21 protein-coding genes and 2 tRNA genes are annotated in these 23,685 nt (G+C 68.6%); 16 read left to right on the forward strand and 7 right to left on the reverse strand.

From position 1 onward, the window contains the following. Positions 1-41 precede the first annotated feature (41 nt). The 3 genes from H521_RS21590 to H521_RS0104900 all read left to right on the forward strand — a co-directional run bounded on the left by H521_RS21590 (position 42) and on the right by H521_RS0104900 (position 3,699). Positions 42-1,574, forward strand: a complete 1,533-nt coding sequence (locus tag H521_RS21590; RefSeq protein ID WP_022891915.1) for a multicopper oxidase family protein — start codon at positions 42-44, stop codon at positions 1,572-1,574. Beyond that, positions 1,564-2,973 carry a sensor histidine kinase gene (locus tag H521_RS21595; protein WP_022891916.1) on the forward strand — a complete coding sequence of 470 codons (1,410 nt, stop codon included), beginning with the start codon at positions 1,564-1,566 and terminating at the stop codon, positions 2,971-2,973. Before H521_RS21590 ends, H521_RS21595 begins: the two co-directional genes overlap by 11 nt. A 69-nt stretch (positions 2,974-3,042) precedes the next feature. After that, positions 3,043-3,699 (forward strand): response regulator transcription factor, encoded by a 657-nt coding sequence (locus H521_RS0104900; protein WP_022891917.1) that lies wholly within the window; start codon positions 3,043-3,045, stop codon positions 3,697-3,699. Positions 3,700-3,704: 5 nt separating this feature from the next. On the opposite strand, the gene H521_RS0104905 is transcribed toward H521_RS0104900, so the two are convergent. From H521_RS0104905 to H521_RS0104920, 4 genes are all read right to left on the reverse strand, one after another. Then, positions 3,705-4,430 (reverse strand): hypothetical protein, encoded by a 726-nt coding sequence (locus H521_RS0104905; RefSeq protein WP_022891918.1) that lies wholly within the window; start codon positions 4,428-4,430, stop codon positions 3,705-3,707. A gap of 43 nt (positions 4,431-4,473) precedes the next feature. Then, positions 4,474-4,971, reverse strand: coding sequence for a Dps family protein (locus H521_RS0104910; protein ID WP_022891919.1), 498 nt, complete (start codon positions 4,969-4,971; stop codon positions 4,474-4,476). Positions 4,972-5,143: 172 nt separating this feature from the next. Then, positions 5,144-5,214: transfer RNA gene (locus H521_RS0104915), tRNA-Gly, on the reverse strand. Between the two features lie 76 nt (positions 5,215-5,290). After that, positions 5,291-9,070: an SCO7613 C-terminal domain-containing membrane protein gene (locus H521_RS0104920; RefSeq protein ID WP_156891284.1), complete on the reverse strand. Its 3,780-nt coding sequence runs from the start codon at positions 9,068-9,070 to the stop codon at positions 5,291-5,293. Between the two features lie 180 nt (positions 9,071-9,250). Between H521_RS0104920 and H521_RS0104925 the strand changes: the two genes are divergently transcribed. From H521_RS0104925 to H521_RS21605, 8 genes are all read left to right on the forward strand, one after another. Beyond that, positions 9,251-9,324: transfer RNA gene (locus H521_RS0104925), tRNA-Pro, on the forward strand. A gap of 49 nt (positions 9,325-9,373) precedes the next feature. Beyond that, positions 9,374-10,831 (forward strand): trigger factor, encoded by a 1,458-nt coding sequence (tig, locus tag H521_RS0104930; RefSeq protein ID WP_022891921.1) that lies wholly within the window; start codon positions 9,374-9,376, stop codon positions 10,829-10,831. Positions 10,832-10,974: 143 nt separating this feature from the next. Then, positions 10,975-11,457, forward strand: a complete 483-nt coding sequence (locus H521_RS0104935; protein ID WP_022891922.1) for a tetratricopeptide repeat protein — start codon at positions 10,975-10,977, stop codon at positions 11,455-11,457. Between the two features lie 73 nt (positions 11,458-11,530). Continuing rightward, the gene (locus H521_RS0104940; protein ID WP_022891923.1) at positions 11,531-12,115 is read left to right on the forward strand and encodes an ATP-dependent Clp protease proteolytic subunit; all 585 of its coding nucleotides are present in this window, start codon (positions 11,531-11,533) and stop codon (positions 12,113-12,115) included. A 27-nt stretch (positions 12,116-12,142) separates the two neighbouring features. Next, a complete protein-coding gene (locus tag H521_RS0104945) occupies positions 12,143-12,811 on the forward strand; it encodes an ATP-dependent Clp protease proteolytic subunit (protein WP_022891924.1) in 669 nt (222 codons plus the stop codon). A gap of 11 nt (positions 12,812-12,822) precedes the next feature. Continuing rightward, entirely contained in the window at positions 12,823-13,578 is a 756-nt protein-coding gene (locus H521_RS0104950; protein ID WP_022891925.1) for an AAA family ATPase, read from the forward strand. A 114-nt stretch (positions 13,579-13,692) separates the two neighbouring features. Next, positions 13,693-14,967, forward strand: coding sequence for an ATP-dependent Clp protease ATP-binding subunit ClpX (gene clpX, locus H521_RS0104955; RefSeq protein ID WP_022891926.1), 1,275 nt, complete (start codon positions 13,693-13,695; stop codon positions 14,965-14,967). 25 nt (positions 14,968-14,992) lie between these two features. After that, positions 14,993-16,228 carry a benzoate/H(+) symporter BenE family transporter gene (locus H521_RS21605; RefSeq protein ID WP_051159198.1) on the forward strand — a complete coding sequence of 412 codons (1,236 nt, stop codon included), beginning with the start codon at positions 14,993-14,995 and terminating at the stop codon, positions 16,226-16,228. On the opposite strand, the gene H521_RS0104965 is transcribed toward H521_RS21605, so the two are convergent. Further along, positions 16,229-16,513 (reverse strand): hypothetical protein, encoded by a 285-nt coding sequence (locus tag H521_RS0104965; RefSeq protein ID WP_022891928.1) that lies wholly within the window; start codon positions 16,511-16,513, stop codon positions 16,229-16,231. A gap of 130 nt (positions 16,514-16,643) precedes the next feature. After that, positions 16,644-17,720, reverse strand: coding sequence for a septation protein SepH (gene sepH / locus H521_RS0104970; protein WP_022891929.1), 1,077 nt, complete (start codon positions 17,718-17,720; stop codon positions 16,644-16,646). 195 nt (positions 17,721-17,915) lie between these two features. Here sepH and H521_RS0104975 point away from each other — a divergent pair, with 195 nt between their 5' ends. Further along, positions 17,916-18,209: a DUF4193 domain-containing protein gene (locus H521_RS0104975; protein ID WP_022891930.1), complete on the forward strand. Its 294-nt coding sequence runs from the start codon at positions 17,916-17,918 to the stop codon at positions 18,207-18,209. On the opposite strand, the gene H521_RS0104980 is transcribed toward H521_RS0104975, so the two are convergent. Then, positions 18,206-18,670 (reverse strand): DUF3093 domain-containing protein, encoded by a 465-nt coding sequence (locus tag H521_RS0104980; protein ID WP_022891931.1) that lies wholly within the window; start codon positions 18,668-18,670, stop codon positions 18,206-18,208. The two genes, H521_RS0104975 and H521_RS0104980, sit on opposite strands and share 4 nt — an antisense overlap. A 38-nt stretch (positions 18,671-18,708) precedes the next feature. Between H521_RS0104980 and dut the strand changes: the two genes are divergently transcribed. The 4 genes from dut (at position 18,709) to acnA (ending at position 23,572) form a co-directional block, all read left to right on the forward strand. After that, complete coding sequence (gene dut / locus H521_RS0104985) at positions 18,709-19,167, forward strand: dUTP diphosphatase (RefSeq protein ID WP_022891932.1); 459 nt, start codon at positions 18,709-18,711, stop codon at positions 19,165-19,167. A gap of 5 nt (positions 19,168-19,172) precedes the next feature. Next, positions 19,173-19,793: a DUF3710 domain-containing protein gene (locus H521_RS0104990; protein ID WP_026481919.1), complete on the forward strand. Its 621-nt coding sequence runs from the start codon at positions 19,173-19,175 to the stop codon at positions 19,791-19,793. Between the two features lie 5 nt (positions 19,794-19,798). Beyond that, on the forward strand, positions 19,799-20,605 hold the full coding sequence (locus H521_RS0104995; RefSeq protein ID WP_022891934.1) for a DUF3159 domain-containing protein: 807 nt from the start codon (positions 19,799-19,801) through the stop codon (positions 20,603-20,605). A gap of 156 nt (positions 20,606-20,761) precedes the next feature. Continuing rightward, complete coding sequence (gene acnA / locus H521_RS0105000; protein WP_026481920.1) at positions 20,762-23,572, forward strand: aconitate hydratase AcnA; 2,811 nt, start codon at positions 20,762-20,764, stop codon at positions 23,570-23,572. Positions 23,573-23,685: the final 113 nt, after the last annotated feature.

Here is a 23,685-nt window from a genome sequence, read left to right on the forward strand (position 1 = left end):
TCCGGCTGTGGCCCGCCCGCGGTGATCGGAAGGCTGGAGTCATGCTCCAGTCACGACTCCGCAGGCCCCGCGCCGCCATCGGATCCGCGCTCGCCGCCGTCGCCGCCGGCGGCCTCGTCGCCGTCGCCTTCGCCGGGTGCGGCATCGTCGGCCCCGGCGCCGTCTCGACCGTAGGAAAGGTGGACTTCGACACCCCGCTCGCCATTCCGCCGCTCGCCGAGTCGACGGTCGATGCCGAGGGCACCCGTGTCTTCAGTCTCGACGCCCGCGCCGGGCAGAGCGAATTCGAACCAGGCGAACCGAGCGACACGTGGGGCTTCAACGGCAGTTACCTGGGCCCGACGATCGTCGCCAAGCGCGGCGAGCACGTGCGCGTCGACGTCACGAACTCCCTCGACGAGCCGACCACGGTGCACTGGCACGGCATGCACCTGCCGGCCGAGATGGACGGCGGGCCCCATCAGATGGTCGCTCCCGGCGCGAACTGGTCGCCCGAGTGGGACATCGACCAGCAGGCGACGACCCTCTGGTACCACCCGCACCCGCACGGCGAGACCGAAGACCACGTCTCGCGCGGTCTCGCCGGAATGTTCATCGTGCAGGACGACGAGGAGGCGGCGCTCGCCCTGCCGCGCGAGTACGGGGTCGACGACGTCCCCGTCATCGTGCAGGACACCGGATTCTCGGCCGCCGGCGAACAGGAGGCGAACCCGCGCGGCTACGCAGGCGGGCTCGGCGACGAACTCCTCGTCAACGGCACTCGCGGCCCCTACCTCGACGTCGCCGACGAGCTCGTGCGCCTTCGGCTGCTGAACGCGTCGACGGCTCGCAGCTACGCGTTCACGTGGAGCGACGGCCGAGCCGTCGAACTCATCGGCACCGACGGCGGCCTGCTCGAGGCATCCGTCGATCTCGATCACGTGCGCCTGTCGCCCGGGGAACGGGCCGAGGCGCTCGTGCGCATGACCCCCGGCGAACGTCTCGTGCTGCAATCGCGCATGACTCCCGAGATCGCCGCGCTCGCCGGGCCGGTCGCTGCCGGCAACGGTGGAACCGACTCCTACGACGTGCTCCAACTCCGTGCCGGCGAGACGCTCGACCCTGCCCCCGCCGTTCCCGAACGACTGACGACGATTCCGGCGTTCGACGAGGCAGAGGTCGTGACGACCCGCACGTTCGAGCTGAACGACAGCTTCGAGATCAACGGCGACTCGATGGAGATGGGTCGCATCGACGAGACGGTCACGGTCGGCACGCTCGAACGGTGGGTCGTCGAGAACGCGACGCAAGTGCCGCACAGCTTCCACGTGCACGACGTGCAGTTCCGCATCGCTTCGATCGACGGTGGCCCACCGCCGCCCGAGCTCGCGGGCTGGAAGGACACGATCTACACCGAGCCCGAGACCGAGTACGAACTGCTCATGCGGTTCGAGGACTACACCGATCCCGACACGCCGTACATGTACCACTGCCACCTCTTGTGGCATGAAGACCAGGGCATGATGGGCCAGTTCGCCGTCGTCGAACCGGGCCAGCGTGCGACGATGACTGAAGGAACCCACCATGAGCACTGAGATCATCACTCCCGCCGCGGGCGAGACGAGCCCCACGGATGCCGCCGCAAAGCGCGCCGGCTACTGGTCGCTGTGGGCGACGGTGCCGCGGGAGTTCGCCTTCCTCATCCTCACGATGCCGATTGCGATCACGGGCCTGGTGCTCCTGTCGACGACGTTCTTCACGGGACTCGGGCTCATCGTGCTCGTCTTCGGCGTCTTCATCCTCGTCGCGTCTCTGTTCATGGCGCGCGGCTTCGGCACGCTCGAGCTGACGCGGCTTCGCTGGGCGGGGCGCGGCTCGATCGCTCAACCGCCGTGGGGGCGCACCGACCTCGACCGGGGCTTCTGGCGCTCGGTCTTCGCCCCGTTCGTCGAGGGACACTACTGGCTTTACCTGTTGCACGGCATCGTGATCAATCCGATCATCAGCGTCATCACGTGGAGCATCACGGTCGCGTGGACCTCCGTCGCACTCGGTGGCACGACCGGCTGGATCTGGCAGCGCTACATCCCCGATGAGGGGCGGGACTTCTGGCTCAGCGAGGTCGTGCTCGACTTCCTGCTGCTGGGCAACGGCCCCGCCATCGATCCCCGTGTCTCCGAGCCCATCTTCGAGTTCGTCATCGGCGCGATCTTCCTCGCAACGCTCCCGTTCGTCTTCCGCGGCCTCACCCTGCTGCATGACGTCGTCGCCCGCGGCCTGCTCGGAGCGTGGCGCTCCGAGGCGCTCGAACGCGAGGTCGCCCAGCTCTCCGCTTCGCGCGGCGCAGCGGTGCAGGCTGAAGATGCCTCGCTGCGGAGGCTCGAACGCGACATCCACGACGGCCCGCAACAACGCCTCGTGCGGCTGCAGATGGACCTCGCGGCGATCGAGCGCAAGCTCGAAGGCGACCCCGATTCGGCACGCGAGCTGCTCGGGGAGGCCCGTACGCAGGCCCGCGAGACGCTCGACGAGCTGCGCGCCCTGTCTCGCGGGTTCGCCCCGCCGATCCTCGAAGATCGTGGGCTCGCGGTCGCCCTGCAGTCGCTCGCAGCGCGCAGCCCGGTTCCGGTGACGATGGAGATCGCATTGCCGACCGACAGCGCATTGCCGGCGCCGATCGAACGCAACGTCTACTTCATCGCCGCCGAGCTGCTCACCAACACCGTGAAGCACGCAGAGGCCAGCGGCATCCGCCTCGCCGTCTCGACCCGCGACACCGGAGCCACGGGGCACTGGATCGATCTCTGGGTGACCGACAACGGTCGCGGCGGTGCTGCGCTCGCCTCCGGCCATGGGCTCGCCGGCCTCGACGAACGCGTGCAGGGTCTTCGCGGCATGCTCGTCATCGACAGCCCGGCCGGCGGACCGACCACGATCGGCGCACACATTCCCTACGTGCCGCTCGCGCCTTCGCCGTCGCCCATCGGACACTGACGACGAGCGACGGATGCCTCGCGCCCACGAGGGCCGAGGCATCCGTTCGCCCGCCGCTAATGTGGGGGCATGACCGACCGCACGCCCCTTCGCATCGTGCTCGCCGAAGATTCAGTGCTGTTGCGTGAGGGCCTCGTGCGACTGTTCGACGAGGCCGGGTTCGAGACCGTCGCGGCCTATGGCGAAGCCGATTCGCTGCTGGCGGCGATCGATGAGACCGAACCCGATCTTGCGGTGCTCGACGTGCGCATGCCGCCGACGTTCCGTGACGAGGGAGTGCGCGCGGCGATCGAGCTGCGACGCCGCAAGCCGAAGCTCGGCGTGCTGCTGCTCAGCCAGTACGTCGAGGGCACCTACGCGCACGAGCTGCTCTCGTCGGGCGAGGGCGGCATGGGCTACCTGCTGAAAGATCGGGTCGCCTCGCTCGACGAACTCGAAGACGCCGTCGAGCGCGTGAGCCAGGGCGGCACCGTGCTCGACCCGCAGGTGGTGCGCGAGTTGCTCGCCCGCCGGAGCGATCCGCTCGAGAACCTGACTCCCCGTGAACGCGAGGTGATGACGCTCATGGCAGAGGGGCGCACCAACGCCGGCATCGCGAAGCAGCTCTTCATCGGCGTGGGAGCCGTTGAGAAGAACGTCACCTCGATCTTCCAGAAGCTCGCCCTCGAAGACTCCGGCACCGATCACCGCCGGGTGCTCGCGGTGCTCACCTGGCTGCAGCGGTAGCTCGCTCAGACGTCGCCGGCGCGTCGCAGCGGCGCATGCATGCGCATGACGTGGCGGTAGCTGCGATAGCCGAACCGCATCCAGAGCGCGAACGCCGTGATACCGACGACGGCGCCGAGCGCGACCGACCATCCGACCGAGCCGCCGATCGCGAAGGTGATGGCGCCCAGCAGAAGCCCGAGCAGTGCGGTGTTGACGACGAGCATCACCATCATCGAGCTGGCGAAGACCTGCGATCGGTTTCGAGCTCCGAACGGGTAGTACGTCGTGCCGGCGCCCACCTCGTCGTCGGTCGTGCCGGTGATGAAGTAGCGCTCGATGCCCGGGTCGAGGTCGACGTAGGCGCCGCGCAGGCGATTCATCGCGAGCACGTAGGCCAGGTCTTCGGTGGCGGTGTTGAACACGCGCAGCTGGGTGACGACGCCCAGCACCGCGAGCAGGGTGAGCACGCCGAGTGCCGCGATGCCGAACCAGCCGCGGAATCCCGTGGCGTTACCGAGGACGCCGAGCGTGACGAGGCCGGCTGAGACGAGGGTGAGGAAGATCGCGATGCGGGTGAGCACCTCGCTCTGCGTGGTGCTGCGCGAGGCGAGCAGGCTCCAGTGCTCGGTCGCGAGCATCTGGGCCCGCAACGACTTCTGAGCGTCGCTGAGGCTCGCGACGTCACCGCTGTCGCCATCGCTGCGGCCGTCGTCGGAAGATGAAACGGGCCCGGGTGCATCCGCCGTCATAGCGGCATTCTGCACCCGGGCCCGTCAGGCCGCCATCGCGGCTTTACTTCACGGAGATGTGCGAGAAGAGGAACCAGCGGTCTTTGTCGAGCCCGCGGCGGATCTCGATCACGACGTCTTGACTCACCGGGTCGAGCTCGTCGAGGCCTTCGATCGCCGCGGCGACCTTCTCGGCGGCGAGGTCGATCTGCGCGACGACATCGGCGATCGCCTCGTCGTAGGGCTGGAAGCCGAGCTTCGGGTTCGCCGCGCCGCTCTTGTCGGAGACCGACTTCAGGCGGCCGTCGACCGGGAGGCCGAGCGCGACGACTCGCTCAGCGGCGAGGTCGGCCCACTCCTGCGCGTGCGCCACGACGACGTCGAGCAGTTCGTGCACGGCGATGAAGTTCACGCCGCGCACATGCCAGTGCGCCTGCTTGCCGTTGACGGCGAGTGCGACGAGTTCCTGCACCACCGGAGTGAGGAATTGGGCGACGCCGGAGGCGACGTCGGCGTTCGCGCCGGTCTTCGGAGTCTTCGGAGCGGTCTTGGTGTCGGTCATGTGGTCCACCTTCCCTGGAACGTATGTCTGGTTCAACGCTACGCGGATGCCCTGGTATTTCAAGGAAGGGAAGGCTCGGCTCATCCGGCGAGAATCGGCGCCGGATGCCGCGGCACGATGGTCGCGATGGTGTGCGGCTCGGAGGACGCACGAGTCAGAAGGGCTGGAACGGAGGGGATGACGGGAATCGAACCCGCGTAATCAGTTTGGAAGACTGAGGCTCTACCATTGAGCTACATCCCCGCGTGCCCTCGCGGGCACTGCATCATCGTAGTACACGATGCGGCGCAGACTGTGACGCGCACCGCATTTGCGGGGCCTACCGCAGCTCGGCGATCGAGCGGATCGTGCCGCGTGCCAGACGCAGCTGGCGCTCGTAGGTCGCGGCCAGCACGACGAGCAGCACGCCCGCGATGCCGAGCCAGAGCCACCACCAGACAGCTTCGTAGAGGTCGGTGATCCACGGCCAGAGCTGCACGATCGCGTGCACCAGCAGCACGGCGCCGCCGAGCAGCAGAGGTGCCTGCAGGCGCCGCATCGCGCCGACAACCACCACGACGACCGTGACGACGCCGAGTGCGACGAGGCGCCACACCTGCGGATCGGTGAAGTCGGCCAGGAGCGCCGGAAGCAGGAGCACGGCCAACCCCGGCCCGAGCGCGGGCCAACTGCCGAGCGAGGGGGAGCGACGCATCCTGAACCATCCGGCGCCGATGAGCGCGACCGCGACCGGCGCCGTCACCAGGTCGAACGGATCCACCGTTCGCGACGCCAGCGCGATGACGCCGCCGAGGCCGAGCGCGCCGAGTGTCGACCAGCCGAGCTGCGGCCCGGCGAAGGGGCGCGCGGTCGTGATGGCACTGCCGATGTGTGCGACGGCGAGCAACGGGAAGAGCACGGCGGCTCGCAGGGCGGCATCCTCGCCGAGCACGATCGCGAGCAGCGTCGGGATGACGGCGACGACGACGGATACCGTAAGAAGGGCCTCGGCCAGCCAGCCGGGCTTCGACGCCGTTCGAGTCCACATGACGGCGAGCGCCACGCCCGTGGCAAGTGCCACGAATGGCCAGAACTCGACGATCAGCACGCTGTCGCCCTGGTCGAGCGCGATGGCGGTGCCGCGCACGAGCCCGGCCCCGGTGACGGCGACCCATCCTGCGACCGCACCGAGCAGTCGCACGGGCACCGCACGCGCCGTCTCGGGCAGGAACATCGCGGCGATGGCCACGACGATGCCGATCGAGGCGAGCAGCAGGGTGCGAAGTTCCGACTCCGCAGCCGACGCGACGCTCGGCAGCACGGCGATCGCCGCGGCTGTAGCGAACAGTGCGGTGCGGCCGGTGCCGCGCGGGGTCGCGTTCAGGCGTCGCCAGGTGATCAGGCCGGCCGTCACGGCGAGCGCCGCAGCGAGCGGCAGCGTGTACGCCTCGACGTTGTCGACGCCGTCGCTCGCCAGCCGGGTCCAGACCGTCGCGACCGCGAGGGCGAGGCTCAGCCAGGCGAGGTGGCGACCGGGTCGGTGACTGGCGATCGGGTCGCCGTCGAGTGCGGCGAGCACGATCGGCACGGGAGTCAGCACGAGCAGCACGAGCCAGGTCGTATTCGTCGTCGCCAGGCCGGAGGCGGCCGCCGCGAGCGAGACGACCCCGGCGACGCCGACCGCGCCTGCCCACACGGGTCGAGCAGTGCCGCCTCGCATCGGCAGCAGGTGCGCGAGGGCAGCAGCGAGCAGCGTCGCGCCGGCGAGGCCGATGGCAATGAACTCCCTGCCGAAGATCAGCTCGACGGCGACCGCCGACGTGAAGGCGATCGCGAGGGGCGTCACCCCGGCGAAGGGAATGCGAAGCGATGCGGGAACGCCCATGCGGAGCCACAACACGCCTGCGACGACGAGCACGAGCGCGGGCAGCCAGCGCAGCGCCGGTTCGGCTTCGAAGGCGAGCGCGAATATTGCGATGACGGATGCCGCGAACAGCGGCAGGATGACGGCGAGCCGATCGCCCGTTGAACCGCGCCGGATGATCGCGGCAGCGACGAGTAGCGCGGCCGTCGTGGTCGCGACCCACATCCACGGCGACATCCACGCGTCGGCGAGCTGCGCAGCGGATGCCCGGAACCAGAACGGCACCGATGCCACGGCGACGATGGCGAGCACAGCTGCGATCGCGAGATGCGCAGCGCCGATGGCCGAGCGGGCACTGTCGGCCCAGACGCGACGCGAGAGTGCCCTGCCTGCCACGGCGAGGGCGATGACGAGCACCACGACCCACGGCCACAGCGCAGTGCTCGAGTAGCCGACGCACCAGGCGATCGCGGCACCGGTGACGCCGAGCACGAGGAGCGTGACCGTGACCGCGGGCAGCGCGAATCGCCGGAGCGCGACGGCGAGGGCGAGGGCTCCGCCGGCGGCGATGGCAGGCAGGAACGACGTGACGGCGAGGTTGGGAGCGAGGGCGCCCACGACGAGAACTCCGGCGAGCGCAGCTCCGATCGGGATGGCCGCGAACGTGCGCGCGCGACGGACCAGTGCCGTGACAGCAAGCGCTCCGACTGCGACGACGAAGGGCACGAGCACGACACCGAGATCGCTGTCGCGCGTGATCGCGTCGAGCGGTTCGTCGAGGGCACGGTTCCACGGCGGCACGGTCGTCGCGAGCCTCGTCATGACGACCCCGATTCCGAGAACCGCCGCCGGTACGGCAGCGGCGAACGCGACGACCACCGCGACCAGACAGGCCCACGCCGCGTCGTCGGCCCACGTTCCGCGCAGGTGAGTGCCCGCGGCGAACAGGCAGGCGACGAGGCCCGCCGCGGCCGGTGCGAGCCAGAGGGCGAGCGACGCGTCGAGCTCGGTCGCGATCGAGACGGTCGGTGCCAGAGCGACTGCGAGGCCGAGCATCGGAGCGGCGACTCGACCCCACACCGGTGAGACGCCGGCGCGCAGGCGGACCGCGAGCAGCATCGCGAGCCACGCTGCGGTGACCGCGAGGTAGGCGAACAACTGATGCCAGGAAGCATCGGGAAGCGCCCAGACCGCAGTGATCAGGGCGATCACCCCACCGCCGACGCCGGCTGCCATCATGATCGTGCGCTCGATGCTGCGGGGCAGCAGCACGGCCGCAGCGCCGAGGACGGCGACGGCGAGCGAGCCGAGCCACCAGGCCGTGACCGACGAGGAGTCGGGCGAAGCCTCTGCGACCAGCAGGAACACGCCGATCGGCGCGAGGCCTGCCGCGGCGAATCCGGCGACGCGGATGCCGCTCGCCGCCCGAACGCCCAGCAGCGCCGCCGCGACGACGAGCAGCGCGCCACCGGTGTACCCGCCCGCGCTCAGCGCGTCGGTGCCGAACAGTCCGTTGGCCCGTACGATCCAGACGTCGAGCAGCAGCAACACGATGGCGACGGATGCCACGCCCTCTGCCGTGCCGGGCAGGCCGCGTGCCCGCAGCAACCAGGCGACGCCGAGCACGAGCACGCTCGCCGCGGCGATGATGATCGATCGCACCTCGAGACTCGCCACGAGATAGGCGACGAAGAGGAACACGATCGCCGTGATCGAGATCAGCACGACGCCGAGCGTGAGCAGCAGCACCTGCACGCCGGAGCGCCCGGAGCGCTTCGGCAGGGTCGTCGCGGCCGGTGCCTGCGCCACCGCCATCGACGGCGATGGCGCGGCCGGAGCAACCGGGGGAGCCGTGACCGGGTGCGCGGGTGCGGGAACGGTGGCCACCGGGGCCACGGCATCGGCAGATCCGGCGGCTGCAACGACGGGCTCACCGATGCGCATCGCAGCAGGCGCCACTCCCATTGCAGCGACCGGGAGGGCGACGCGAGCCGCGGCATCCGCTGCTCTCGCCGCCTGTGCCGCGCGCATGCTCGTGATCAGCGACTGCCGGCTCGCCTCCGCCGTGTGGATCCGCTGCCCGAGTGCGAACAGCTCGGCCGCAGCGGGAACGGCGAGATCGAGGCCGCACGTGGTGCACGTCGACGAGCCCAGTGCGCTGAAGCACGCCGGGCACAGGCTCGGGCTGATCAGATGCGCAGGGATCGATGGCCAGCGCCGAAGATCGCCCCGATCGCCGGGGGTGAGGTCGGTCATGCGCACACTCTGCCATGCGGCGCGCACCCGCGGTCGGTTCATCCACAGCGCGAGTCGGTCGTCGGTCGGCGCCGGTGCAAACGCGGGGCGCGGACTGTGCAGTAGACTTTCCCGGGTTCATCCGTCTGACGCATGCTTCGGCATGCCCGCGCGGGCGATCCGACGAGTTGAGTCGCGACTCGGGGCGTAGCTCAGCTTGGTAGAGCGCCCGCTTTGGGAGCGGGAGGTCGCAGGTTCGAATCCTGTCGCCCCGACGAGTTCCCCGACTCGACACGAACTTCCACACAACAGGAGATCTTCCACATGCCGACCACTTCGGTTGAGAAGCTGAGCCCGACGCGCGCCAAGCTCACCATCTCGGTGACGCCCGAGGAGCTGAAGCCCAGCATCACCCACGCCTACAGCCACATCGCCGAGCAGATCAATGTGCCCGGCTTCCGCAAGGGCAAGGTGCCGCCGCCCATCGTCGACCAGCGCGTCGGCAAGGGCGCCGTGCTCGAGCACGCCGTCAACGAAGGCCTCGACGGGTTCTATCGCGCCGCCGTCGCCGAGCACGAGCTGCGCCCCCTCGGCCGGCCCGAGGCCGACATCGTCGAGTGGCCGAGCGACAAGGACTTCTCGGGCGACCTGCTGCTCGCCATCGAGGTCGACGTGCGCCCCGAGATCGAGCTGCCCGCCTACGACGGCATCGAGCTCACGGTCGACTCCGTCGAGGTCGCCGACGACGAGGTCTCCGAAGAGCTCGAGCGTCTGCGCAGCCGGTTCGGCACGCTCATCACGGTCGACCGCCCTGCCAAGAGCGGCGACTTCGTCACCCTCGACCTCGTCGCCATGATCGACGAAACCGAGGTCGACCGGGCGAGCGGCATCTCGTACGAGCTCGGCTCGGGCGAACTGCTCGAGGGCATCGACGAGGCGCTCGACACGCTCTCGGCCGATGAGACCACGACCTTCGCGTCGAAGCTCCTGGGCGGCGACCACGAAGGTGAGACCGCAGAGATCACCGTCACCGTCACCGCCGTGAAGGAGCGCGAGCTTCCCGAGGCCGACGACGACTTCGCGCAGATCGCGAGCGAGTTCGACACGCTCGCCGAGCTGACCGACAGCCTCAAGGAGCAGGTCGCCCGCAACAAGTCCTTCGGTCAGGGCGGCCAGGCCCGCGACCTCCTCGTCGACAAGCTCCTCGAGCTCGTCGAGGTGCCCGTCGCCCAGGCGGTCATCGACGACGAGGTGCACCGTCACCTCGAGAACGAGAACCGTCTCGAAGACGACGAGCACCGCGCAGAGGTCGCCGAGTCCAGCGAGAAGGCGTTCAAGACGCAGATCCTGCTCGACTCGATCGCCGAGGCCGAGGGTGTGCAGGTGAGCCAGGACGAGCTCACGCAGTACCTCGTGCAGGGCGCTGCCCAGTACGGCATGGACCCCAACGAGTTCGTGCAGGCGCTGAGCCAGAACGGCCAGATCCCCGCCATGGTCGGCGAGGTCGCGCGCAACAAGGCGCTCGCGATCGCGCTCGGCAAGGCGAAGGTCACGGATGCCGCTGGCAAGCCGGTCGATCTCTCGGAGTTCACGGCCGTGGCCGAAGCAGAGGCTGAAGCCGAAGCCGAGGTCGTCGACGAGGCTGAAGAGATCGTCGAAGAGGCCGAGGCCGCCGAGAAGCCCGCACCGAAGAAGCGCGCACCGAAGAAGGCAGCAGCTGACGACGAGGCCGCGGAGAAGCCTGCGCCGAAGAAGCGCGCAAGCAAGAAGGCCGCGGAGTAGATCCGCGTGAACGAAGGGGCCGGGCGATTCGCCCGGCCCCTTCGTGTTCCCCCTCCCTCCCACGACGGTTTCCGGCGTGGAGGTCGCATCCGAGGCGTCCTCCGACGCGGAAGACGTCGTCGCGACACATGAGAGGTGCATGCATGAGCGACTGGCAGCAGCGGGTCGACGCCGTCTGGGCGGAGGCGGGTGAACTGGGTGACGACGAGGTGATCCGCCGCATCGATGCGCTCGCTGCCGAGCGTGCGGCCTCCGATCCCGTCGCGCTCTTCGAACAGGGTGGCGCCCGCGACTCGGCAGGGCTCGAGGCCGAGGCCGAAGACTTCTACCGGCGCGCCCTCGCCGGCGGTCTCGGCGGCTCCGAGCGAGTGCAGGCGCACGTGCAGCTCGCCTCCACGCTCCGAAACCTCGGCCGGCCGCTCGAGGCCATCGAATTGCTGGACGCGATCGAGCCCGATGCCAGCGAACTGCGCGACGCCGTGGTGGCGTTCCGTGCCCTCGCCCGCATCGATGCCGGCGATGCTCGCCTCGCGGCATCCGAGGCCCTCGCAGCTCTCGCACCGCACCTGCAGCGCTACCGCGTGTCGCTCGCCGCATACGCCGCGGAGCTCGCGGCATCCGCCTAGGGCGAACAGCCCCGTTCGCGTGCGTTGCACCGGATAGATTCGAGTGAACGCGACAACGGAAACGGAGCGACACATGGCCGAACCGACACCAGGCACCGGTGTATTCGATCGACTGCTGAAGGACCGCATCATCTGGCTTGGCTCCGAGGTGCGCGACGACAACGCCAACGAGATCGCGGCGAAGCTGCTGCTGCTCGCCGCCGAAGATGCCAAGAAAGACATCTTCCTCTACGTCAACTCGCCGGGCGGTTCGATCACGGCCGGCATGGCGATCTACGACACCATGCAGTTCGTGCCGAACGACATCGTCACGGTCGGCATCGGCATGGCCGCCTCCATGGGGCAGCTGCTGCTCACGGCCGGCACGAAGGGCAAGCGGTACATCACGCCGAACGCCCGCGTGCTGCTGCACCAGCCGCACGGCGGCTTCGGCGGCACCTCGAGCGACATCCAGACGCAGGCGCAGCTCATCCTCGACATGAAGAAGCGACTCGCAGAGATCACCGCGGCGCAGACCGGCAAGACCGTCGAGCAGATCAACGCCGACGGCGACCGCGACCGCTGGTTCAACGCGCAGCAGGCACTCGAGTACGGCTTCGTCGACCACATCCGCGAATCGGCGCTCGACGTGGCCGGCGGCGGCGGAACCCAGGCGTAGGCACTCGAGAGAAGAGAGAACGAGCGAATGAACATCCCTGCTTTCGGTGGCACCGCCTTCAATGGCGTCCAGGCACCGGGCTCGCGCTACATCCTGCCGAGCTTCGAAGAGCGCACGGCCTACGGCTACAAGCGCCAAGACCCCTACGCCAAGCTCTTCGAGGACCGCATCATTTTCCTCGGCGTGCAGGTCGACGACGCATCCGCCGACGACATCATGGCGCAGCTGCTCGTGCTCGAGTCGATGGACCCCGACCGCGACATCATCCTCTACATCAACTCGCCCGGTGGCTCCTTCACCGCCATGACGGCGATCTACGACACGATGCAGTACATCCGTCCGCACATCCAGACGGTCGTGCTCGGTCAGGCGGCTTCGGCGGCGGCGGTCATCGCCGCGGCCGGCACCCCCGGCAAGCGCCTCGCGCTGCCGAACGCGCGCATCCTGATCCACCAGCCGGCGATGGGCGAGGCCGGTCACGGCCAGGCCTCCGACATCGAGATCCAGGCCGCCGAGATCCTGCGCATGCGCGGATGGCTCGAAGAGACGCTCTCGCGTCACTCGAACCGTTCGCAGGAGCAGGTCAACACCGATATCGACCGCGACAAGATCCTGTCTGCGGCCGAGGCGCTCGAATACGGCCTCATCGATCAGGTGCTGACCTCTCGCAAGACGGCACCCGCGATCACGCGATAGGTAGCGCCACCGTGAACGCGGCGGATGACTGGCTGTACGACAGCCGCGCCATCCGCCGCGTTTCGCTGTATTCGGACGCCGTGATCGACCGGATCGCATGGCCGGCGAGCATTCCCGCGATCGATCAGCTGATCGGCGACGGCGGCATCGAGTTCCCGGCCGGCCTGACGTTCCTCGTCGGCGAGAACGGCAGCGGAAAGTCGACGCTGCTCGAGGGCATCGCAACGGCCTACGGGCTGCCGCCTGAGGGCGGCAGCAACAACGGCGGGCGATCGACCCGCCCGAGCGAGTCGCCGCTGGCCGACTGGTTGCGCATCGAGCGCAGCCCGTCGGCGCCGAAGTGGGGCTTCTTCCTCCGCGCCGAGACGATGCACGGCTACTACAGCTACCTCGAGGCGCTGCCCGACAGTCCTGATCGCCACCTGCACTCGCTGAGCCACGGCGAGTCCTTCAACGACCTGCTCGACAACAAGCTGAACCATCCGCAGTACCTCGCCGGACTCGTCTGCCTCGACGAACCCGAAGCAGCCCTCTCCTTCTCGTCCATCCTGGGCTGGATCGCCGGGCTCGATCGCATGGTCGCTCGCGGCACGCAGGTCATCTGCGCGACCCACTCGCCGGTGCTCGCTTCGGTGCCGGGCGCCACGATCCTCGAGCTGGGGGAGTGGGGCATCCGTCAGACGACGTGGGAGGAACTCGAGCTCGTGTCGCACTGGCGCAGTTATCTCGACGATCCGAGGCGCTATCTGCGTCATCTGCTCGATTGATCGAGCCGGTTCGCGCCCGGCGAACGGCAGGGCGTGTCGAATCCGACCGGCTACGCTCGAACGGCCCGATCTCGGGCTAGGCTCGGAACAGACTCGTCGACAGGGAGGGTTTCGATGGCACGCATCGGAGAGAGCGCCGACCTGCTCAAGTGTTCTTTCTGCGGAAAGAGCCAGAAGCAGGTGCAGCAGCTCATCGCCGGACCCGGCGTCTACATCTGCGACGAGTGCGTGGAGCTCTGCAACGAGATCATCGAGGAGCGCCTCGCCGAGGCCGGCGAGACCGAGGCCGGCGAGTTCGAACTGCCCAAGCCGAAAGAGATCTTCGGATTCCTCGAAGAGTACGTGATCGGGCAAGAGGCAGCCAAGAAGGCCCTCGCGGTCGCGGTGTACAACCACTACAAGCGCGTTCGTGCTCGCACGACGCTGACCTCCGCCGATGCTCGCGATGACGTCGAGCTCGCGAAGTCCAACATCCTGCTGATCGGCCCGACGGGCTGCGGCAAGACCTACCTCGCGCAGACGCTCGCGAAGCAGCTGAACGTTCCGTTCGCGGTCGCCGATGCCACTGCGCTGACCGAGGCGGGCTACGTCGGTGAAGACGTCGAGAACATCCTGCTGAAGCTCATCCAGGCCGCCGATTTCGATGTCAAGCGCGCCGAGACCGGCATCATCTACATCGACGAGGTCGACAAGATCGCGCGCAAGGCCGAGAACCCCTCGATCACGCGCGACGTCTCGGGCGAGGGTGTGCAGCAGGCACTCCTGAAGATTCTCGAGGGCACCGTCGCCTCCGTGCCGCCGCAGGGCGGGCGCAAGCACCCGCATCAGGAGTTCATCCAGATCGACACGACGAACGTGCTGTTCATCGTGGCCGGCGCCTTCTCCGGACTCGAAGACATCATCTCGTCGCGAGCGGGCAAACGCGGCATCGGGTTCGGCGCACCGCTGCACAACAAAGAAGACGAGGCCGACATCTTCAGCGAGGTGCTCCCTGAAGACCTCCACAAGTTCGGTCTCATCCCCGAATTCATCGGCCGGCTCCCGGTCGTCGCGACCGTGACCCCGCTCGATCGTGAAGCGCTCATGGAGATCCTCACGGTGCCGAAGAACGCCCTCGTGCGGCAGTACCAGCGCATGTTCGAACTCGACGGCGTCGAGCTCGACTTCGACGAAGAGGCGTTGCAGGCCATCGCCGACCTCGCCGTGCTGCGCCAGACCGGTGCCCGCGGCCTCCGCGCGATCATGGAGGAGGTGCTCGGGCCGATCATGTTCGAGGTCCCCTCCTCGACCGGCGTCGCGCGCGTCGTCGTCACCAAGGCCGCGGTACTCGACAACGCTGCACCCACGATCGTGCCGCACAAGCCGCGCCGCGCCGAGAAGTCGGCCTAAGACCCGCCGAGAGCGAGCACCGCCCATCTTCCACACCGTCGTCGCGGGCGTCATCGCGGCCATCACCGGCTTCGCCAGCTCATTCGCCCTGGTGATCGCGGGCCTGCTCGCCGTCGGCGCGACCGAGACGCAAGCAGCGTCGGGCCTCTTCGCGCTGTGCATCGCCACTGGACTCGCCTGCATCCTGCTGCCGCTCGTCACCCGCATGCCGGTGTCGTTCGCATGGTCGACGCCCGGCGCTGCCCTGCTGGTCGCCGCAGCCGCCACGACCCAGCAGTTCGCCGCGGCGATCGGTGCGTTCATCGTGTGCGGCGTGCTGATCGTGCTCGCAGGCCTCTGGCCGGCGCTCGGCCGGGCGATCACGAGCATCCCGAAGCCGATCGCGAGCGCGATGCTCGCCGGCATCCTCTTCCCGATCTGCGTCGCGCCGGTGTTCGCCGCCGTCGAGCAACCCGCGATCGCGATTCCGATGGTGCTCGTCTGGCTGCTCCTCGCGCGGCTCGCGCCGCGCTGGGCGGTGCCCGCGGCCATGCTCGTCGCCGTGGTGGGCATCGCGCTGATCGCCGGGCCCGCCGTGCTCGAGAGCGAAGCAGTGCGGCCGCAGCTCGAGTTCGTCGCGCCCGTCTTCGACCCGTTCGTGATCGTGAGCCTCGGGGTGCCGCTGTTCATCGTGACGATGGCCGGTCAGAACGTGCCCGGCTTCGCCGTGATGTCGACGTTCGGCTACCGCCTCGCCCCTCGTCCGGTGCTCGTCACCTCGGGCGCGGCCACGGTGGCGGCGGCGTTCGCCGGCGGGCATGCGATCAATCTCGCCGCCATCACCGCGGCGATCATGGCGAGCCCCGAGTCGAATCCCGACCCGAAGCGGCGCTGGGTGGCCACGCTCACCTCGGGCGTCGTCTACCTGCTGCTCGGCGCCGGCGCCGGGCTCGCGGCCGCGGTCGTTCAGGCGTCGCCGCCCATCATCATCACGGCCGTCGCGGGCCTTGCGCTCCTCGGCGCCCTCGTCACCGCGGTCACCGGTGCGCTCGAAGATCCGGCCCAGCGCATCACCGCGATCGGCACCTTCCTCGTGACCGCCTCGGGAGTGGCCGTGGCCGGCATCGGCTCCGCCTTCTGGGGGCTCGTGGTCGGCGGGGTGCTCATGCTGTGGCTTCGGCGCCCGACGCCGAAGACCACGGCGACGGGGGCGCCGCCCGCCCAAGTGCCGCCGACAGCGAACGGCGACGGCGCCCGCCCCGTCGACGCCGAGACGGCGTAGTCAGTCGAACACCCGCAGCAGCTGCCAGCGGTCGTCTCGGCGCCGCACGTCGAAAACATGCGTCTGCCCGTCGTCGGCGGCAGCTTGGAAGCGCCAACCGGTGATCTGCAGCGGCGCGTGGCCCGGTGAGACATCGTGCCGGGCGACCGGTGCCCACCAGTCGCAGTGGCCGACGAGAGTGGTGGGAGTGTCGTTCACCCGGAAACGACGGCCGCGCCACACGAGCCGTTGCGGAAGCCCGTCGTCATTCGTCCACAACTCGACGAACTCGCAGACGAGCGACATGACACCTCACTGATTCGAAGATACGTTCGATGCTAACACTGCGAGCGAGCATGCGAAACGCCGCCGTGCGGTGAACACGACGGCGTTCGTCGAAGAGCGGGTGCGATGCTTCGGGGCGGCCCCCGACGCGTCAGGCGAGGTCGTCGTCGGTGCGAGCGCCGAAGACGATCTCGTCCCAGCTGGGCATCGAGGCGCGACCCTTCTTGGCGCCACCGCGAGCCCCTGCAGGGGTCGTGGAGGCCTTGCCACCCCAGATGCTGCGTGCGGCCGTGCCGGGCTTCTCTTCGGCCGGCTGTTCGGGCTTGGGAGCCTCGTGCACGGGGGCCGGCGCGCGTGGCGCAGGCTCGGGTGCGGGAGGCAGCTCCGGTTCGTTGCCGGCTGCCTCACGCTCGCCGCGACGACGGCGGAGGGCCTCGAGCAGGTCGGCCGTCTCGCCGAGGGTCTGCTTCGGCTCATCCGCTCGCTTGATCGCTGCTCGAGCGGCTGCCGGGCTCGATGCCTGGCTTCGCGCGTAGGGAAGCGGTTCGAGATGCGGCGCCGTGTCGAAGTCGCCGTGCTCGGGCTCCTCGAACGTGAACGCGCCGCTGTCGAAGCGCGACTCTTCGGAGTCGGGCCCGACCGCGCGCAGGCGGGGAATGAGCGCGCCCTTCATCTCGCCCTGCTGCGAGAGCGTGATGGCCTCGGAGTTCAGGGGCTGCAACGACTGCTTGCGAGGCTCGAAGCTCCAGCGCGCATCGTGGTCGATCGTCTCAGCCGTGAACTCGAGCTTGATGATCCAGCCGCGCTCTTCGTCTTTCCAGCTCGCCCAGCGTTCGCCGTGAGCGCCCAGCTGCGCGAGTCGTTCACGGATGACGCCGCCGAACGACGGCTGCTCGTCGGCGGGGTCGGCATCTGGGGTCACGTGCACGGGAACGGCGAGCGCCGAAGTGACCATGTGCTCGCGCTCGGCGAGCACCGGACCCTCGAACCGGCGGATGTAGTCGATGGCCGCGCCGGTCACCTGGGCGACCTCATCGGCGGACATGCCGGCCCTGATGTGGGCCTGCACCTCGCGGGGCGAGGGTTTCGGCCCGGTGTGCTGTTCGGGCTGTGCCTGCCGGATGCGAGATTGCAGTACTTCGTCGATCTCGATCCGGAAGCGTGCGCCATCGTCGGAGGCGGCGAGCAACGCGCCGTTCTCGACCCCGATTACCTTGAGTTCCTGCATCGCGACAAGCCCTTCCGTGCCTTCGTCTCCGCCCAAGGATGCCACGTTCGGATGCGTGCTCGCGGGAATAGGCCGGGCGCGGCGGAAGTTGAGCAGAAAGCAGCTGAGAGAACGCCGCACAAGTGGTTTGCTTACGCAACCGATTTGATGCAGACTATGGCCGCCGAATCTTCGGCGATGAGGAAATGGATGGGAATGGCAACGGATTACGACGCACCGAGGAAGACCGAAGACGACTCTGAGTCGATCGAGGCCCTCAAGGAGCGCGTCCCCGACAAGATGTCGGGCGTAGTGGATGTCGATGACGCCGATAACCCCGGCGGTTTCGATCTCGCTGGTGCCGATCTCTCCGACGTCGAACTCGACGTCGTGGTGCTTCCGCCGCAAGCTGATGAGTTCACCTGTGTGAACTGCTTCCTCGTGAAGCACCGTTCGCAGATCGACCACGAGACGAAGCTCGGACCGATCTGCTTGGAGTGCGCGCTCTAGACGCCAGGCTCAGTAGGCGCAGGCCGTCGTGATCCATTGATCGCGGCGGCCAGTTCTTTCGGATGGCGCGTCGAGATGAGCCAGTACGGGGTCGGATCGGCCGTGTCGGTGACCGGCACCCGCACCACGGGTTGCACCCAGCCGCGGATCACGAGGAACGCGCGGGCGTCGAGGCCCGTGCCGCGCTCGACGCGAGCCGCGTCATCCGTCGCCCCGACGGCCGTGCCGGTGTCGGCGAGCGGGATCGACGCGCGACCGGCGCGAAGCCGGCCCTCCGACACCTCGACCACGGGGGCCGTCATGCTGAGCGACGCGACGACGGCACCGTAGAGGATGACTCCGGTGGCGATGCCGGCGGGCAGTGAGACGGGCGCGAGCACCAGGATGCTGGCGGGGATCAGGAGCAGGCTCGCGACGTAGATCCAGGGCGTCGGCCAGAGTTTCTCGCGGTAGTCGGGCATGGCTCTATTCGACCAGACTTCTGCACTACCCTCGAACAGTGACCGAATCCGTCGATGTGCTGATCACGGCAGACCGCGTGCCGAACTACGCCCATCCGGGCGACGCGGGCGCCGACCTCCATGCTGCCGAGTCCCTCGTGCTCGCCCCCGGTGAGCGCGCCACGGTGGGCACCGGTGTCGCGATCGCCCTGCCAGACGGCTTCGTCGCATTCGTGGTGCCGCGCTCGGGCCTCGCCTTCAAGCACGGCATCACGATCGTCAATGCGCCGGGTACCGTCGACGCCGGCTACCGCGGCGAGATCAAGGTCGCACTGCTGAACACCGATGCGAGCGAGTCGTACTCGATCGAGGCCGGCGACCGCATCGCCCAGATCGTCGTCATGCCCGTCAGCCGTGCCCGCTTCGTGGAGGTCGACCGGCTGCCCGGCAGCCTGCGCGGCGAGGGGGGCTTCGGCTCCACCGGTCTCGGCGAGCACAAGTCAGGAGTGAACGCGTGAGCGACATCGAGAACACCGGCGAGATCCCCGCCGAACAGCCCAAGTCCGCCCCCGAAGACCGTGCCGTGGCCGGCCCCTTCGATGAGTCCGAGGCGAACCCGGTTCGACCGTACGTCGACCTCGGCGGCGTGAAGGTGCTGCCGCGCGAAGGCCTGCACCTCCGGCTCGAGGTCGAGGAGGGCACGAAGCGAGTGGTCGCCATCGGACTCGACTACGCGAACTCGACGCTGCAGGTGCAGCCGTTCGCGGCCCCGCGCTCGAGTGGGCTGTGGCACGAGATCCGGGCGCAGATCGCCGACCAGATCGCTCGTCAGGGTGGCACCACCACCGTGCGCGAGGGCACCTTCGGCCCCGAGCTGCTCGCCCAGATCCCCGTCGCGGCCGGCGATGGCCAACAGGCCCAGCAGGGTCAGATGCGGCTCGCACGCTTCGTCGGTGTCGACGGGCCCCGCTGGTTCCTGCGCGGTGTCATCGCCGGAGAAGCGGCCGTCGACCCCGAGGCCGCGGCCAAGATCGAAGATCTCTTCCGCTCCGTCGTCGTCGTTCGCGGCAACACTCCGATGCCGCCGCGCGACCTCATCCCGTTGCGCATGCCCGCGTCCTCAACGGGCGCGCCCACCGTGTGACGCCGATGACGGATGCCACTGGGCCGTCGCGGCCCGGCGAAGACGAACGTTCGGATGCCGCTACCGACGACCAGCCCGCGGCAGCGGAGGCCGACGCGAGCGCCGGCGAGTTCGGCCGACAGTTCGCTGCGGCTGCTGAGAAGAGCGGACTCGGCGCGCTCGCGCGCGACGAGAAGCTGAGCGGCCGCGACCTGCTGACCGCGGTCGGCGGTATTCGCGGCATCCTCGAGGCGCTGCTGCCCGGCCTCGTCTTCCTGGTGGTCTACAGCGGCCTCACGAGCTTCGCGGGGCAAGATGCTCAGGCGGCGCTCGTGCCGGCCCTCGCGGCATCCGTCGGCCTCGCCGTGGTCTTCACGGTCGTGCGGCTCGTCGCCAAGGGCCAGCCGACGCAGGCGATCGCCGGGCTCGTCGGCGTGCTCGCCTCTGCAGCACTCGCCCTCTGGTCGGGCGATGCCCGCGACAACTACGTGCTGGGGTTCTTCACGAACGCGGCGTACGCGGTCGCGCTTCTCGTCTCCCTCCTCGTCCGCTGGCCGGCCATCGGCCTCATCGTCGGGTTCCTGATGGGCGACGGCGTCGCGTGGCGCCACGACAAGCGCAAGTACCGCGCCGCCCAGATCCTCACGCTCGTCTGGATCGGGCTGTTCGTCGCCCGCCTGGCCGTGCAGGTGCCGTTCTATCTCGTCGACAACGTCGAGGCGCTCGGGGCCACGCGCCTGCTCATGGGCGTGCCGCTCTACGCACTCGTACTGGTCTTCTCCTGGCTCGTCGTGCGAGCGATCTACCCGTCATCGGCGCGCACCGCCGAGTGATAGAGTTATCTCGACGTCGAGATAAAATCGCACACCGTGCGAGGCCTGTCGGCCGGCAAGCGGCTTAGGTTACCCTTGCTGGAACAGCCCCATGTCCGACGGAGAAGATGGAGTGCCGCCTGCATGGCCGGCGGCATCCGCGAAGGAGAGGACATCGTGTCTGCAGTGAACAGTTTCGGGGCGAAGGACACGCTCCACGTCGGTGACAAGTCCTACGAGATCTTCCGGCTCGACACCGTGCCGGGTCATGAGAAGCTTCCGTTCAGCCTCAAGGTGCTGCTCGAGAACCTTCTGCGCACCGAAGACGGCAAGAACGTCACCAAGGAGCAGATCGAGGCCCTCGGGTCGTGGGTGCCGACGGCAGAGCCCGACACCGAGATCCAGTTCACGCCGGCACGCGTCGTCATGCAGGACTTCACCGGTGTTCCCTGCATCGTCGACCTCGCCACCATGCGCGAGGCGGTCGTCTCCCTCGGCGGCGACCCGAACAAGATCAACCCGCTCGCGCCCGCCGAGATGGTCATCGACCACTCGGTCATCGCCGACCTCTTCGGCACCGAGAACGCGCTCGAGCGCAACGTCGAGATCGAATACGAGCGCAACGGCGAGCGCTACCAGTTCCTCCGCTGGGGCCAGACCGCGTTCGACGACTTCAAGGTCGTTCCTCCGGGCACCGGCATCGTGCACCAGGTCAACATCGAGCACCTCGCGAAGGTGACTTTCACGCGCACCGTCGACGGAGCGCTCCGCGCCTACCCCGACACTTGCGTCGGCACCGACTCGCACACCACCATGGTCAACGGCCTCGGCGTGCTCGGCTGGGGCGTCGGTGGCATCGAGGCAGAGGCGGCCATGCTCGGCCAGCCCGTCTCGATGCTCATCCCCAAGGTCGTCGGCTTCAAGCTCTCGGGGACCATCCCCACGGGCGTGACCGCGACCGATGTCGTGCTGACGATCACCGACATGCTCCGCAAGCAGGGCGTGGTCGGCAAGTTCGTCGAGTTCTACGGTTCCGGCGTGGCATCCGTGCCCCTCGCCAACCGGGCGACGATCGGCAACATGAGCCCCGAGTTCGGCTCGACCGCCGCGATGTTCCCCATCGACGACGTCACCCTCGACTACCTGCGGCTCACGGGCCGCAGCGACGAGCAGATCGCGCTCGTCGAGGCGTACTCCAAGGTGCAGAAGCTCTGGCACGACGCCGACACCGAGCCGGTGTTCAGCGAGTACATGGAGCTCGACCTCTCGACCGTCGTGCCCTCGATCGCCGGCCCGAAGCGCCCCCAGGACCGCATCGAGCTCTCGGCGTCGAAGAGCGCGTTCGAGCAAGACCTTCTGAACTACGCCACTGTCGACCACGACCTCGTCGACCTCGAGGGCGCCGAGTCGTTCCCGGCCTCCGACCCACCCGGCAACTCGCCCGAAGACGAGCACAGCCAGCACGAGCACCACCACCGCAGCCACGCTCCGGCCACAGCGTCGAGCCCCACGCGCGTTCAGCTCGAAGACGGCCAGCAGTTCACGCTCGACCACGGCGCCGTCGCGATCGCGGCGATCACCTCGTGCACGAACACCTCGAATCCCTCGGTCATGCTCGCGGCGGGTCTCCTCGCGCGCAACGCGTCGAAGAAGGGCCTGAAGGCCAAGCCGTGGGTCAAGACGACCCTCGCGCCGGGCTCGAAGGTCGTCACCGACTACTACGAGAAGGCCGGCCTGACCAGCTATCTCGAAGACCTCGGCTTCTACACCGTGGGCTATGGCTGCACGACCTGCATCGGCAACTCGGGCCCGCTGATCGACGAGATCTCGACCGCGGTCAACGAGAGCGACCTGGCCGTCACTGCGGTGCTCTCGGGCAACCGCAACTTCGAGGGTCGAATCAACCCCGACGTGAAGATGAACTACCTGGCGAGCCCGCCGCTCGTCATCGCCTATGCCCTCGCAGGGTCGATGAACTTCGACTTCGAGATCGACGCGCTCGGCACCGACACTGACGGCAACGACGTCTTCCTGAAAGACATCTGGCCCGATGCGGCCGAGGTGCAGCACACGATCGACACCTCGATCAACACCGACATGTTCACGCACCAGTACGCGAGCGTGTTCGAGGGCGACGAGCGCTGGCGTTCGCTGCAGACCCCCGAGGGCTCGGTCTTCGAGTGGGACGAGGCATCGACCTACGTGCGGAAACCCCCGTACTTCGACGGCATGACCATGGAGACCACCCCGGTCTCCGACATCGCCGGAGCTCGCGTGCTCGCCAAGCTCGGCGACTCGGTCACGACAGACCACATCAGCCCCGCCGGCAACATCAAGGCCGACAGCCCCGCAGGCCACTACCTGACCGAGCACGGCGTCGACCGCAAGGACTTCAACTCCTACGGCTCGCGCCGCGGCAACCACGAGATCATGATCCGTGGCACGTTCGCGAACATCCGCCTGAAGAACCAGCTCCTCGACGGTGTCGAGGGCGGCTACACGCGTGACTTCACGCAGGCCGACGCGCCGCAGTCGTTCATCTACGACGCGAGCCAGAACTACCAGGCACAGGGCACCCCGCTCGTCATCTTCGGTGGCAAAGAATACGGGTCGGGCTCCTCGCGCGACTGGGCGGCCAAGGGCACGAGCCTCCTGGGCGTCAAGGCAGTCATCACCGAGAGCTTCGAGCGAATCCACCGCTCGAACCTCATCGGCATGGGCGTCGTGCCGCTGCAGTTCCCTGCGGGCGAGAGCTGGGCGTCGCTGGGGCTCGACGGCACCGAGGTCGTGTCCATCACCGGCCTCGAGCAGCTGAACGAGGGCGTCACGCCGAAGACGGTGCACGTCGTCGCCACGCCGAGTGAGCACTCGGCGCCGGGCAAGGCGACGGTCGAGTTCGATGCGGTCGTGCGCATCGACACGCCGGGTGAAGCCGACTACTACCGCAATGGCGGCATCCTCCAGTACGTCCTGCGATCGCTCGTCTGATCGATCAGTAGGGAATCGGGGCGGTCGGCGTTTCGCCGATCGCCCCGTTCTCTGCCCGGGTTCTCAGAGAGCCCGGCGTAGACTCGTTCCGTTCAGCGGCAGCGCCCGCGATT

The organism is Agromyces subbeticus DSM 16689 (assembly GCF_000421565.1).
In the GTDB taxonomy this organism is placed as follows: Bacteria; Actinomycetota; Actinomycetes; order Actinomycetales; family Microbacteriaceae; genus Agromyces; species Agromyces subbeticus.